Below are 13,902 nucleotides of genomic sequence, written 5' to 3'. Positions count from 1 at the left end.
GTAAATTTGGTATACCGGTTTGTTATGTGTAAATAGACTATAAGTCTGTGTGGTTGGCATTAACATAATAAATCTGGAGATACACATGGCATATCAGCTCGATCAATGGCGGGGTTCGCTCGCTGTTTTTTCGATTTTTCTCTCTTTTTTCTTCTCTATTTCCTTCGCATTGCCCGTTCAGGCAAAAGACGATTTAGCCCTTAATGATAAAGATTATTTCGAAAAACCTGGCTTGAATGTGCTGGTGTTTAGCAATTGGTATGACGGGCTATTTAGCGATTCAAAAACCAGTGGTGTTGAGCTGATCCACCACGGTGAACGTACAGTGACCAATGGTGACGTGCGTTTGAATGCGACGCCGGAGCAGTGGGATTTAACGCCCATGTTTAAGGAGCGAAAAGTTAATCGCGCTGAACAGTCGATTGAAGCATTTTTGCATTATCCTGACCATCAATTTGATTTTTCTATCAAGGTCATTAAAAACACAACAGGTGTGTTGTTAACCGTTAATTTGCCACAACCACTGCCAAAATCCCTTGAAGGAAAGGCAGGTTTTAATTTGGAGTTTTTACCAGCTGCTTATTTTCACAAATCATTTTTGATGGACGATAAAGCTGGTGGTTTTCCGGTTTATCCAACAGGTTTAAAAGAAATTAATGGCAAAGCTGATCCGGTTGCGCTGGCTCAAGGGAAACACTTGGTATTTGCGCCAGAAGATGCTGAGCGCCGTATCATTATTCAATCTGCGGGTACAGCACTTGAGCTTTATGATGGTCGCGGCAAAGCACAAAATGGCTGGTTTGTTGTGCGCAGTAAAATCCCTGCTAATAAAACCGGTGCGGTAATCGAGTGGCAAATTGATGCGGCGACGGTAAAAAACTGGATTCGTAAACCAATGATTGCCCATTCCCAGGTTGGCTATCATCCGGCACAGAAAAAAGTCGCGGTGATTGAGTTGGATGCGCGCGACAAAAAAATCTACAAGGCGAGCTTGGTCAAAATCAACGCTGACGGAACCCGTCAAGCGGTGTTGACTGAAAAACCGAAATCTTGGGGGAAATATCTGCGTTACCAATATCGCCTGTTTGATTTTAGTAAAATTCAAACGCCGGGTTTATATGCCATAACCTATGGCGACCAGCAAACTCACAGTTTCCGCATCGATAAAACGGTTTACCAAGCGGCATGGCACCCTACGCTGGATATGTATTTGCCGGTGCAAATGGATCACGTGACTGTCAATGAATCCTACCGTATATGGCATGGTGCATCGCATTTGGATGACGCGCTGCAAGCGCCAGTGAATCGCGAGCATTTTGATTTGTATGCACAAGGCCCAACGACGGATACAAAATTCAAACCTGGCGAGCATATTCCCGGTTTGAATATTGGTGGTTGGTACGATGCAGGGGATTACGATATTCGCACACAAACGCAATACGATGTTGTGAATACGCTCGTCACCGCATGGGAAACCTTCAACCTAAAACGCGATACCACCAGCGTGGATTACACGAGAAAATTTGTAGATCTGCATACTGCCGATGGCAAGCCCGATGTGTTGCAGCAAATCGAACACGGTACGCTTGCGTTGATCGCTCAACATCGGGCCATCGGGCATGCGATTCCAGGAATCGTAGAGGCGCATATCGATCAGTATCATCATCTGGGTGACGGCATCACCAAAACAGATAACTTGATTTACGATCCAAAAATGGGTGAGCTGGAGACCGATGGTTTCAAAAGCGGAAAGTTTGATGATCGTTGGGCATTTACCAGTAAATCATCTTCATTAAATTACGGTTCTGCTGCGGCACTTGCTGCTGCTAGTAGAGCATTGACCGGATTTAATGATGAGCTTGCCAAAGAATGTTTGGCAACTGCGAAAAAAGTGTGGGCAGAAGAGGCTGCAAAAGCGAAGCCTGATTCGTTTAAACACGGCAATACCACTGGCGGAAAACTTGAGCATGAGCAACTTAAAGCGGCGACTGAGTTGTTGATCACCACAGGTGAAGCCAAGTATGCACATGCTATTAAAAAACTGGCAGCAGAAGTGGACTTTGGAATCAATGCCTCCTGGTTTATTCGCGCGATTCCTTACATGGATGCTGATTTTAAACAGCAACTAAAAAGCAAGGCGCAACTTTATCAAACCGAACTCGCAGCAGCCCAGGCAAAAAATCCATTTGGTGTGCCTATTACCGAAGGTGGTTGGGCGGGCAGTGGCTGGGTTATTCGCCATGCGATCAACAACTATTACATTCACAAGGCTTTTCCGGAATTGGTTAACCGCGAAGCAGTGCTACAAGGTTTGAATTTCCTTTATGGCACTCACCCTGCGCATAATTTGTCGCTGGTATCCAACGTTGGAACCCGCTCCAAAGAAGTGGCCTATGGTATGAACCGTGCGGATTTCTCGTTTATCTCTGGCGGTATTGTTCCGGGCATTTTGGTATTAAAACCGGACTATCCAGAGAATCATGAAGATTGGCCATTTTTCTGGGGTGAAAATGAATATGTGGTTAATTTGGCGGCAAGCTACATCTTTTTGGTGAATGCAGCGGAAGATGTGCTGAGCCATTAAGTCGCCCCTGACAGATGTCAATTGCTTATAGTGACAAGCGTCGCTGGTGGAATGAATCCAAAATTGGTTTTATAGTGTCTCATAGAGGTTATGACTGTCTTCAGTGCCAAGGAGCATACTATGTCGTCCGTTGATGAAAAAACCAAACTGGAAAATCCGGCTTCACCAGTGACTTCCACTAAAACTACTTCATCGGGTTGGATGATGGGTCTGGTGGTGGTTGCGATAGGTGGTTTGCTGTTGGCGAAAAATCTGGGTGTAGATTTATTTTTTCTGGATTTTCATAATTGGTGGGCATTTTTTATATTGTTTGCTGCTGTCGGGCCTTTGCATTTGGCGTATCGCAGTTATAAACGCGAGGGCATCGGTATGGCTATGTTCAACGCGTTAGTGACGGCAGGGACTATTATTTTCATTGCCATGATTTTTTTATTGGGTTTGTCATTCGGAACCTGGTGGCCAGCATTTATCATTATTGGTGGTCTGTATATGATGACTGGCCGACAATAAATTGTGCAGTTATCTAAACAAAAAGCCCTTGTGATAATCACAAGGGCTTTTTGTTGTTGTCGTTTTATCGCTACTTTTCTTTTTGTAACCAGAGCTGATACATGCCCACAAAGGTGTCGGGGAATGCACTTTCAAATTCGTGCCATTTATCCAGATCCAGCAGATCCATTGGGTTAGGGTAACGTTGTTGAAAGGTGTGTTGTGCTTGTGGAGGCACATCAAACCCTACTAACGTTAATTGTAAATCGTTAATGATTGTTTTAAGTTGCGGAAGGGTAAACCTGTGTTCTTTCACATGAAACAACAGATCACGACAACCACTGATGCTATAAAAGTCATCGCTCAATGTGAGCTCCCCTAATGGTGATTGCTGTGGTTGCTGAAAAATATTGTTGCGGAATTTTTTGATGTCTTCAGCTGTGCTCCCTAGCCCTAATTCTTTTATACGTTGATGCGCAAGCGCTACTCGTTTACGTGCGAGTTCGCTATAAAGGCTTATGCGCATAATCCCGCCAGGTTTTACTATGTCGCGCAATACCTGCCATCCTGCTAACGGATTTTCCATGTGATGTAGCACGCCTGTGCTATTGATCAAATCAAACGTTTTATCTAATTTGTGCGCATCCAAAATATTGCCTTGTACAAAATGGATGTTGTTGATTGCTAATGTATTTGCCATGCGCTTGGCGTAGGCAAGGCTGCTACTGCTTAAATCCAGTGCAGTAATGCGTGTACTGTTATCCGTCCGCGCAAGGTCGATAGGTTCGAAGCCTGTGCCGCATCCAGCCACTAAAATATCGATAGTATCCTTGGGTAAAATTGCCCGGTTTACAGCAGGTAGGCACTGCAACATGTCGATGATGGCGACGGGTGTCGGTGCAGGTGGAGTTTGCCAGCGCGGATAGGGGTTTTCCTCATATTGCGATTGCACCTGCGCTGATAAATTTTGTGCGGGGTTATTTGATCGATCACTCTTAATTATTGCAAACGTCTCTTTTAATACATTTTCTTCCTGAAGATCCAGAAGGCTGCGTTTAACTAACAGGCTCCACAAAGATTTGTTATCACGTACAATTTCATTTGCTGTTGCAGCTGTAATATGTTGCTGGCTCAGCTTGAATAGAGGTTTATACAGGCCGAGAAGAGCGAGAAAGTTTTTTGTGTCAGATGCATTTACGCGCTGGTGTTCTTCTTTTTGGTATTCTTCCAGTTGATGCTCTAACCGGTGTACGGCTTGTGATTCTTCTGCTGATACTTCAAAAATATATTCGTTTGCAAAACAGGTAAGTGCGAGTGCGCAGGTGAGATCGCTATGTAATGTTGCTTCCTGTTGCAGCTCTGCTGTGAGTAGCAACATTTTACGAATGTGCGTCAGCCATTGCTCCAGTTGCGCATGAGTGTTGATGCAACGTGATAAATAGCAAAGCAACAAGGCATCGCCATTCAATATATCCAGCAATCCGGCGGTAATAGTCGTTGAATGGTATTTCGCCCACAAAAGCGATGCAGCAACACGAGCGAGTTGCTGATAATCAATATCAGGCTCATCAAAGCAAAGTAATAGATCGTGTTCCAAATCGCTGCTAAAGCTGGATGGTGAAATGGTTGCGAGTAGCGGGATCATTTGTTGGCGCACTATTGAATTATTGGGCTCAATACGCAGTGCGTAACTCAATGCTTGTAACGCATGGTTGTAATTGCCATGCATTTGCAATAATCGCGCGATTCCAGCGTAAGCAGGAACATGCGCAGGATGTTGTTGCGTTACTTGCTGATAGGTGTGTAGTGCTTGTGAATACTCTTTGCGAGAGATCTGCTGTGCTGCAAGAGCGCATAAATCAGTGGCGGTAGGTTGCTTATTATTTTCCATTTGATTGCTTTGCCATGCGATTGCCTGCGTTATATTATTTTAAATTGCCCAGTGTTCCAGCGTTAAGCCCTCAGGCGTAGCATTGATGCACCAACCATATTCATGCCAGTCGCCTAACACTATGCGCTCGGCGGGTTTGCCATTCAGTTCCATTGCGTGGCGGGCAGGGCGATGTGTGTGGCCGTGAATCAGTTGGGCTACGCCTGTTGTGCTCATTTGTGCGATCACTTCGGCCAGTGTGACATCTATAATGTCGTCTGCTTTCAAGCTATTCATGCTTTGGCTTTTTTCGCGCAATTGCGCAGCCAGTGCACGGCGTGTACCCAAAGGCTGGGAAAGAATTTGCTGTTGCCATTGCGCACTGCGGACCATTGCACGGAACTGCTGGTATTCGGAATCACCTGTGCAGAGTTCATCGCCGTGCATAAGTAAAGTGGGTGTGCCATATAGGTCTATAACGATTTGTTCAGGTAGCAGTGTCATGCCGGCTTTATTGGCGTAATCGTTGCCTACTAAAAAATCGCGGTTGCCGTGAATAAAATAGATCGCAACGCCTTGTGTGTGTAACTGGTTTAATTCGTTGGCAACATCTTGTGCGAGTGCGGAATCATCATCATCGCCAACCCAGGCATCAAAGAAGTCACCGAGAATATACAGTGCGTCCGCATGAATGGCGCGAGTCTGCAAGAAATGAAAAAACGCCCGCGTAATGTGCGGGCGTGATTCATGGAGATGTAAATCTGAAATAAAAAGTGTGGACATAAATTGCGTCGATCTAATGACCGGCTCTTTGTGAAACGATTACGCGATAGTCGCTGATTGGATGATGACCGCTTCTTTGGGTACGTCCTGGTGGAAACCTTTGCTGCCAGTTTTAACACCTTTGATTTTGTTAACCACATCCATACCTTCAACCACTTTGCCAAATACGCAGTAGCCCCAACCCGATGAATTTTTACCAGTGTGGTTCAGGAAGCTGTTGTCTTTCACGTTAATAAAAAATTGTGCCGTTGCGCTGTGAGGATCGCTGGTGCGGGCCATAGCCAGTGTGCCGGTCAGGTTTTGCAAACCATTGTCAGCTTCGTTCTCAATCGTTGCGCGGGTTTCTTTTTGTTGAAAATCTTCAGTGAAGCCGCCGCCCTGGATCATAAAACCATCGATGACACGGTGAAAAATAGTGCCGTTATAAAAGCCTTCCTCAACATATTGTTTGAAATTTGCAGCGGTCTTCGGCGCTTTATCAAAATCCAGTTCAATAACGATGTCGCCGTAGTTAGTGTGTAATGTAATCATGGTGAATCTCCCTTGAGATTTAGAGGGTGGTGCGGGAAAAAGCCGGTATGATACGCGCTCCCCCAAGGGGAAGGAATGCGTAGAGGGTTAAATTTAACAGTAGAAAGTACTAGAGAGAGCTATGCAGCGCGGTAAATTTTTGACTATTGAAGGCACTGAAGGTGTCGGAAAAAGCACTAATCTGGCGTTTGTACGCGATTGGTTGGCCGCTCGTGGAGTTGAGGTGATTGTCACCCGTGAGCCAGGCGGCACGCCCTTGGCGGAAGAAATACGGGCGCTGCTGTTGAGTAAGCGTGATGAATCAGTCGATGAAACGGCCGAATTATTGCTGGTGTTTGCAGCGCGCGCGCAACATTTAGCGCGGGTTATCCAGCCTGCGTTGGCGCGTGGTGCCTGGGTGTTAAGCGACCGCTTTACCGATGCAACTTATGCTTATCAAGGTGGCGGCCGCGGCTTGAGTAAATCAACCATCGAGCAGCTTGAGCAGTTGGTTCAAGGAGATTTGCGCCCCGATTTAACGCTTATTCTTGATATTGATGTCGAGCTCGGTTTGAACCGTGCACGCCAGCGGGGTGAACTGGATCGCTTTGAAAGCGAGACAATCGGGTTCTTCGAGCGGGTGAGGGCGGCGTATCGCCAGAGAGCCAATACAGCGCCTGAGCGTTACGCTGTCGTCGATGCCGGTAAAACGCTGGCAGAAGTACAAAAGGAAATCGATTCAGTCTTAACCCGCCTTTTGGGTTAAGACTTGTTCATCAAAACTCAGCGGGTGCCTTTACTCGAATCTCAATTCCGGTAATCGGATGATCAAGCCAAAGCTCCTGCGCATGCAGCAGTAAACGCGGGGCCTTGGCCAGAACAGCTTCCGGTGCATACAGTCCATCACCCAGCATAGGGTGGCCGAGGCTAAGCATATGAACCCGCAGCTGATGAGTGCGGCCGCTTACTGGCTCCAGCAAAACGCGAGTAGTGTGGTTGTCTGCGTTTCTCTCCAACACGTGATAGCGGGTATGGGCAGATTTGCCGTGCTCAAAACACACTTTCTGCAGCGGGCGGTTTGGCCAATCGCAAATCAGTGGCAGTTTTATCTCGCCTTCATCCTCCTCAACCAAACCTTCTACTACGGCGACATAACGTTTATGGATTTCACGCGCTTCGAATTTGTGCGTTAAGTTTTTCAGCGTCAGGTAATTGAGCGGAAACATCACAATGCCGGATGTGCCTTGGTCAAGGCGATGGGCAATGCGTGCATTGGGATTGAATTTAAGCACGCGGTTGAACAGGCAATCTTGTTTTTCCGGCCCTTTGCCGGGCACACAGAGCAAGCCGGCCGGTTTATTGGCGATGAGCAGATCCTCGTCGAGGTACAAAATGTCGAGCAGGGAATCGGTCATGGGCAAGCCTGAAGCAGATTAAGCGGGCGCGGATTATCGCAAATTTGCTAAGCTTGCCCAATCTTTTATTCAGCGATGCTTGATTGAGTGGTTCCATGAGTGATTTTCCTATCCATCCGTACCCGTGGCAATTAAATGATTGGCAGCAGTTGGTGCAGCAAATCGACACACAAAAGTTGCCTCACGCATTGATGATTGCAGGGCCGCGCGGAATCGGTAAGCGTCACTTGGCCGATGCGTTGGCGCAGTTGCTGCTTTGCCAAAGCCCGATTGAAGGCAAAGCCTGTGGGCGCTGCCGTGGTTGCGAATTGAACAAAGCGCAAACGCATCCTGACCTTTTGTGGCTTGAACCAGAGGAAGAGGGCAAGGCGATCAAAGTGGATCAGGTGCGCGAACTGACTGAGTCGCTCGGTAAGACGGCGCAGCAGGGCGGTTATAAAGTGGTGATCATCGAGCCAGCGGAAGCGATGAATGGTAACTCGGCTAATGCCTTGCTCAAATCATTGGAAGAGCCTGCCGCAAATACATTGCTGGTGCTGGTGACGCACAGCCCGGGATCGGTTTTACCGACAATTCGCAGCCGTTGCCAAATGCGTAAATTCCCAATGCCGCGCACCGAGCAGGTCTTGCGCTGGCTATCGCCACTGGTGGTGGGCAGCAATATTGAAGCTGAATCCCTGCTCGCAGCGGCGCGGGGTGCGCCTTTAGTGGCGCTATCGTTATTGCAAGGCGACGCGCTGGAGCAGCGTGAGCAGCAGTTGCAGCAATTAGTGCGCTTGAGCTTGGGGCAGGTATCCGCGATTGAACTGGCCGCGCAATGGCATACGGGCGATGTGCCGGCGTTTGTCGAATGGTTTTTGGGCTTGTTGCATAGCATCGCCCGTTGGCGAGTGGGTGCTGAAGATATCCAAATGCAGCAAGCACCGGTTGAGTGGCGCGAACGTTTGGCTAATCTGGATGTATCGCTGCTGCATCGCTACATTGAAAAAATTTTGCTCTCTAAAAAGCAGTTGTCTAGCGGGGCAAATCCCAATAAGCAATTGTTATTAGAGGAATTATTACTTGATTGGGGAGCATTGTTGCGCGCTAGTGCGAATCGCGCGATGGCGTCTGGACACTAGTGAGCTAATCTATTAGTGTTCCAACTCCGGTATCGCTGCCGGCTAAAAACTTACAAGCAGGATCTGTTATGCAACCGATTGGCGGTGGTGCCCGTAACGGCATACTTTCTCTTACGATCAAAGACAAGGCTGTGCTTTACGCAGCCTACATGCCCTTTGTGAAAAATGGCGGCATGTTTATTCCAACCAACAAGAGTTACAAGTTAGGTGACGAAGTATTTATGTTGCTGAGCTTGATGGATGAGCCAGAGAAAATTCCGGTTGCAGGAAAAGTGGTTTGGGTTACCCCCAAAGGCGCGCAGGGCAATCGCGCAGCGGGGATTGGTGTGCAATTTAGCGATCAGGACAATACCGCGATTACGAAAATTGAAAACTACCTTGCAGGAATGCTCAACTCGGACAAACCTACCCATACCATGTAAAATCCAGACCCACCCAGTTTCCCCTTCGAAGCCAGGTAATACCTGGCTTCGTCATTTTCGTATCGAAAAAAGTAAGAAGGTTTAAGTTCGTATGTTAATTGACTCCCATTGCCATCTGGATCGCATCAAGCTTGATCCCTACAACGGTGATTTAAGTGCAGCTATCGCAGCAGCGCATGAGCGCGGTATCCAGCAAATGCTGTGTATCGGTATTAGTTTGGAGAATATCCAGACAGTTATTGATATTGCCCAAGCTCACCCGCGTGTGGTTGCGTCCGTGGGTGTGCACCCGTGTGATGTAAAAGAGGGTGCTGCTACTGAAGCGCAATTAATCAACTGGGCTGCACAACCCAAAGTGGTTGCTCTGGGCGAAACGGGTTTGGATTATCACTACGAAACAGAAAGCAAAGATATTCAACATGAAAGCTTTGCTTTGCATTTACGTGTGGGTAAACAAATTGGCTTGCCTGTTGTAGTGCACACCCGTGAAGCCAAAGCCGATACGCTTGCGCTAATCAAAGAACATGGCAGCCTCGAACACAGTGGTGTACTGCATTGTTTCACTGAAGATTGGGAGATGGCGAAAGCCGCGCTGGATTTGAATTATTACATTTCGATCTCCGGCATCGTCACTTTCAAAACGGCCGATCAAATCCGCGATGTGGTGCGCAACATGCCGCTCGATCGTTTATTAGTTGAAACCGATTCGCCGTACCTTGCGCCAATTCCTTATCGAGGTAAACCCAACGAGCCAAAATACGTGCGCGAAGTTGCGCAATTCGTTGCCGATGTGCGCGGTATTTCGCTTGAAGAATTAGCGGCAAAAACCACCGATAATTTCTATCGCTTGTTTAATAAAGCCAAACAGTATTTGCCAACTTAACAACTCCTTCGTTATCCCCGCGCAGCGGTGATTCAGTTTTATAAAAGAGAAAAAATATGAACGCTCAACAAATTCAGATCATGCTTGAATTGCAAGATGCTATGAACACCAAGGTTAATGCCAATTGGAAACACCAGGGCTACGAGTGGTACCGCGCCATATGGGTTGAATGTGCCGAGCTATTGGATCACTACGGTTGGAAATGGTGGAAAAAACAATCACCCGATACCGAACAGGTTGCACTTGAATTAATTGATATCTGGCATTTTGGTTTAAGCATTCAATTACAATCAGGCGCTACTCTTGATGAGATTATTGTGAAAATCCAAAACGAACTGGTAATTGCGACTGACGAAAATGACTTTCGTCTGGACTTGGAAAGATTTGCCGGTGCAACACTTGCTGATAAACAATTCCATATTGGTTTATTTGCCCGTCTGATGGCCGGTATCAATATGAGTTTTGATCAGCTCTATCGCGGTTACGTGGGTAAAAACGTATTAAATTTTTTCAGGCAAGATAACGGTTATAAAGATGGAACCTATCGTAAGCATTGGCATGATGGGCGTGAGGATAACGAGCACTTGGTAGAGGCTGTGCAAAGTCTTGATGCTGCAAAGCCAGAATTCAAAGATGAATTGTATCAAGTGTTGGTAATTCGTTATCAACGCTAAGTGTACCCTTTAGATATTTTTTTCATTCTGATTCGCCTGCAAAAAAGCAACAGGGTAGGTCATGGCGATTTACCCTGTTAGCCTCTCTCCCAACGTTTTCTGTTCTCAATAAACGCAATTTGATAACGCACAGTACCCTTTTTTTCAAAATTTTCTCGTGATGAGTTGGTGTTTTAACACGTAGCCTAAAACGGCATATCATTTGCTGAGTGTTAATTTTTCAAATTGCTGCAATTTTTTCAACTATGTGGCTGTTATGTAGCTGTATAGGTGCGTATTTTTTTGTGAAGCAGAAAGCATTTTTTGCTGATGTTTACCGCGTTTTTATCGTTTGGAATTCTTATTGCATTTACGTCTTGAGAAGATGATTTTGGTATTTCTGGTAGATCTTTTCTGCGACTCGTTTTTTGATTGTCAAATGCAAATTTCCAAATCGGAGAGTGTAGGATGCCCAAACGCAAGGTTGATATTGCAATTATTGGGGCGGGTACTGCGGGGCTCAGTGCTTACAGTGCCGCCAAGAAATACACCGACAATATTATTGTAATTGAAGGTGGTGAGCAGGGTACTACCTGCGCGAGGGTAGGTTGCATGCCGAGTAAATTACTTATCGCTGCTGCTGATCATGCCTATCTTGCTCGGCAAGGCGATGAATTTGGCGTTTTTTATTCATCACCGGTGATAAATGGTGCTGCGGTCATGCAACGAATCAGGCGTGAGCGCGATCGTTTCGTTAGTTTAGTGTTGGAATCGGTCGACGCGTTTCCGTTAGAACACAAAATAAAAGGTTATGCGAGATTTCTGTCTGCTTCCGAGCTCGAAATTAAGCATGACGATGGTTCCAGGTCTGAAATCGAAGCTGCAAAAATTATTATTGCAACGGGATCATCTCCTTCGATTCCTGAATTCTTGCATGCTGCAGGTAAGCGTCTGTTAATTAGTGATGATGTTTTTGAATGGAGTGACTTACCCAAGTCCATCGCTATTTTTGGCCCGGGTGTTATTGGGTTGGAGTTGGGGCAGGCGTTAAGTCGGCTGGGGGTACAAGTTGCTGTGTTTGGCAAGAGTGGCGAGTTGGCTGCCATCAAAGATCCTGCTATCAGTCATTGTGCTGATATGGAGTTTAATCGTGAGTTTTATCTGGATCTTAATGCGGCAACTGAAAAGCTTCATGAAAACTCCGATGGTGTTGTGATCAAGTATCACCATCGTGAAAAAGGCATGATCGAAGAACAATTTGATTATGTTTTGGCTGCAACAGGGCGTCGTCCTAATATTGAAAGATTGGATTTGGTGAATGCTGACCTGGCTTTGGATAGTAATGGCATCCCGCTTTATAACAGCTATACAGGCCAGTGCGGAAACTCATCCATTTATATTGCTGGTGATGCATCAAGCGATGCTCCACTGTTGCATGAGGCGGCTGATGAAGGGCGTATTGCAGGAGGCAATGCTGGCCGCTCTTTGCGTAATGCTGATGATGTTCGCGCAAGTACTCGCCGGGTTCCTTTGAGTATTGTGTTCACAGATCCGCAAATAGCCAGTGTTGGGCAAAATTTGGAAAGTGTGAGAAAGGCTTGTTGTAACTGCTATGCGATTGGTAAGGCAAGTTTTGAGGATCAAGGTCGGGCGCGCATTATGAACAAAAACCGGGGTTTGCTGCGTGTATATGGAGAGCAGGGAAGTGGTCTATTGCTTGGGGCAGAAATGTTCGGCCCCGCTGCAGAGCACATCGCCCACCAATTAGCCTGGGTAGTGCAATTGCGCTTAACGGTACAGGAAGTTCTGGAGTTGCCGTTTTATCATCCTGTGCTGGAGGAGGGCGTCAGAACGGCGTTGAAAGACTTGCATTACAAATTGCGTATGGGTGGGTCAAAAGGTAATTCTTGTTTGGATTGCGGGGCAGGTTCCTAATCTTTATGAATAAGAACATCACGTAAATATCCAGTCAAATTTGCGAATCATTCTCAATTTATTTCTCTTTTGAGGGCATTAAGGGGCATTCTCAGGGTGAATTTTCTGGGTAAATGCCTATAATGCCCACCCGTCTATGTACAAACCCTGGCACAAAATGCCGAACTTTCGTTTCCTTCCAATATCACCCGAATAAATGGAGTCTCATCGTGAAAGCACCCGTAAGAGTTACCGTTACCGGCGCCGCTGGTCAAATCAGCTACTCATTATTGTTCCGCATCGCCGCTGGCGACATGCTGGGTAAAGATCAGCCAGTAATCCTGCAATTGCTGGAAATCACCCCGGCTCTAAAAGCCCTGCAAGGTGTTGCAATGGAATTGGACGATTGTGCATTCCCGTTGTTGGCTGGCATTGTGACGACTGATGATCCTGCTGTTGCTTTCAAAGATTCCGACTACGCTTTGCTGGTTGGCGCTCGTCCACGTGGTCCTGGCATGGAGCGTAAAGATTTGCTGGCAGCAAACGCGGCTATTTTCTCTGTACAAGGTAAAGCGATTGATGACCATGCGTCACGTAACATCAAGGTGCTTGTTGTAGGTAACCCTGCAAACACCAACGCACTGATTGCCCAACGCAATGCGCCTAACATCAACCCACGTCAATTCACTGCAATGACCCGTTTGGATCACAACCGTGCCTTGTCACAACTGGCGACCAAAACTGGTACTAGCATCAACAACATCACCAAGGCATTGATCTGGGGTAACCACTCATCTACTCAATATCCAGACCTGCACAACACTCTGGTTGATGGCAAGCCAGCACTGAGCTTGGTTGACCAGGCATGGTATGAAGCAGATTACATTCCAACCGTTCAACAACGCGGCGCTGCAATTATCGCTGCACGTGGTGCGTCTTCTGCTGCTTCTGCAGCTAACGCGGCTATCAACCACATTCGCGATTGGGCACTGGGTACTCCGGCGAACGATTGGGTGAGTATGGGTGTATACAGCGATGGTTCTTACGGCATTGAGAAAGGTCTGATCTACTCTTTCCCATGCGTATGCAAAAACGGCGATTGGGAAATTGTTCAAGGTGTTGAGATCAATGAATTCTCTCGCGCTCGTATGACTGCAACTGAAAAAGAATTGCAAGAAGAACGCGATGCAGTGAAAGAGTTGTTGCCAGCATAATCGTTGTAAACATCACTCTATCTGTAAAATAAAAAAGCCGCTGA

At 46.7% G+C, this 13,902-nt stretch carries 13 protein-coding genes; 9 read left to right on the top strand and 4 right to left on the bottom strand.

The features are described 5' to 3' along the window. Nucleotides 1-85: 85 nt before the first annotated feature. Both B2739_RS16545 and B2739_RS16540 read left to right on the top strand, forming a co-directional pair. On the top strand, nt 86-2,584 hold the full coding sequence (locus B2739_RS16545; protein WP_331346948.1) for a glycoside hydrolase family 9 protein: 2,499 nt from the start codon (nt 86-88) through the stop codon (nt 2,582-2,584). A 120-nt stretch (nt 2,585-2,704) separates the two neighbouring features. Next, nucleotides 2,705-3,094: a LiaF transmembrane domain-containing protein gene (locus B2739_RS16540; RefSeq protein ID WP_331346947.1), complete on the top strand. Its 390-nt coding sequence runs from the start codon at nt 2,705-2,707 to the stop codon at nt 3,092-3,094. A gap of 70 nt (nt 3,095-3,164) precedes the next feature. Here the strand turns inward: B2739_RS16540 and B2739_RS16535 are convergent, their stop codons facing one another. The 3 genes from B2739_RS16535 to B2739_RS16525 are packed head-to-tail and all read right to left on the bottom strand — an operon-like array spanning nt 3,165 to nt 6,257. After that, nucleotides 3,165-4,964, bottom strand: a complete 1,800-nt coding sequence (locus B2739_RS16535) for a class I SAM-dependent methyltransferase (protein WP_331346946.1) — start codon at nt 4,962-4,964, stop codon at nt 3,165-3,167. Nucleotides 4,965-5,003: 39 nt separating this feature from the next. After that, nucleotides 5,004-5,726, bottom strand: coding sequence for a UDP-2,3-diacylglucosamine diphosphatase (gene lpxH, locus B2739_RS16530; RefSeq protein WP_331346945.1), 723 nt, complete (start codon nt 5,724-5,726; stop codon nt 5,004-5,006). Nucleotides 5,727-5,765: 39 nt separating this feature from the next. Next, the gene (locus tag B2739_RS16525; RefSeq protein WP_049629872.1) at nt 5,766-6,257 is read right to left on the bottom strand and encodes a peptidylprolyl isomerase; all 492 of its coding nucleotides are present in this window, start codon (nt 6,255-6,257) and stop codon (nt 5,766-5,768) included. Nucleotides 6,258-6,378: 121 nt separating this feature from the next. On the opposite strand from B2739_RS16525, the gene tmk reads away from it, so the two are divergent. After that, entirely contained in the window at nt 6,379-7,002 is a 624-nt protein-coding gene (tmk, locus tag B2739_RS16520) for a dTMP kinase (RefSeq protein WP_331346944.1), read from the top strand. 10 nt (nt 7,003-7,012) lie between these two features. Here tmk and B2739_RS16515 read toward each other — a convergent pair whose 3' ends face one another. Then, entirely contained in the window at nt 7,013-7,651 is a 639-nt protein-coding gene (locus B2739_RS16515) for a pseudouridine synthase (RefSeq protein WP_331346943.1), read from the bottom strand. A gap of 95 nt (nt 7,652-7,746) precedes the next feature. On the opposite strand from B2739_RS16515, the gene B2739_RS16510 reads away from it, so the two are divergent. The 6 genes from B2739_RS16510 to B2739_RS16485 all read left to right on the top strand — a co-directional run bounded on the left by B2739_RS16510 (nt 7,747) and on the right by B2739_RS16485 (nt 13,858). Next, nucleotides 7,747-8,772, top strand: a complete 1,026-nt coding sequence (locus B2739_RS16510; protein ID WP_331346942.1) for a DNA polymerase III subunit delta' — start codon at nt 7,747-7,749, stop codon at nt 8,770-8,772. Nucleotides 8,773-8,840: 68 nt separating this feature from the next. Then, on the top strand, nt 8,841-9,194 hold the full coding sequence (locus B2739_RS16505) for a PilZ domain-containing protein (protein WP_049629868.1): 354 nt from the start codon (nt 8,841-8,843) through the stop codon (nt 9,192-9,194). A gap of 91 nt (nt 9,195-9,285) precedes the next feature. Next, entirely contained in the window at nt 9,286-10,077 is a 792-nt protein-coding gene (locus B2739_RS16500) for a TatD family hydrolase (protein WP_331346941.1), read from the top strand. A gap of 56 nt (nt 10,078-10,133) precedes the next feature. Further along, nucleotides 10,134-10,751 (top strand): dUTP diphosphatase, encoded by a 618-nt coding sequence (locus tag B2739_RS16495; protein WP_331346940.1) that lies wholly within the window; start codon nt 10,134-10,136, stop codon nt 10,749-10,751. Nucleotides 10,752-11,198: 447 nt separating this feature from the next. After that, entirely contained in the window at nt 11,199-12,665 is a 1,467-nt protein-coding gene (locus B2739_RS16490; protein WP_331346939.1) for a dihydrolipoyl dehydrogenase, read from the top strand. Between the two features lie 209 nt (nt 12,666-12,874). Next, the gene (locus tag B2739_RS16485) at nt 12,875-13,858 is read left to right on the top strand and encodes a malate dehydrogenase (RefSeq protein WP_049629864.1); all 984 of its coding nucleotides are present in this window, start codon (nt 12,875-12,877) and stop codon (nt 13,856-13,858) included. Nucleotides 13,859-13,902: the final 44 nt, after the last annotated feature.

Origin of the sequence: Cellvibrio sp. UBA7661 (assembly GCA_002483365.1) — a bacterium.
Classification (GTDB): domain Bacteria; phylum Pseudomonadota; class Gammaproteobacteria; order Pseudomonadales; family Cellvibrionaceae; genus Cellvibrio.
The sequence above is the reverse complement of the archived record's forward strand: the minus strand, read 5'-3'. Positions and strand labels throughout refer to the sequence as shown.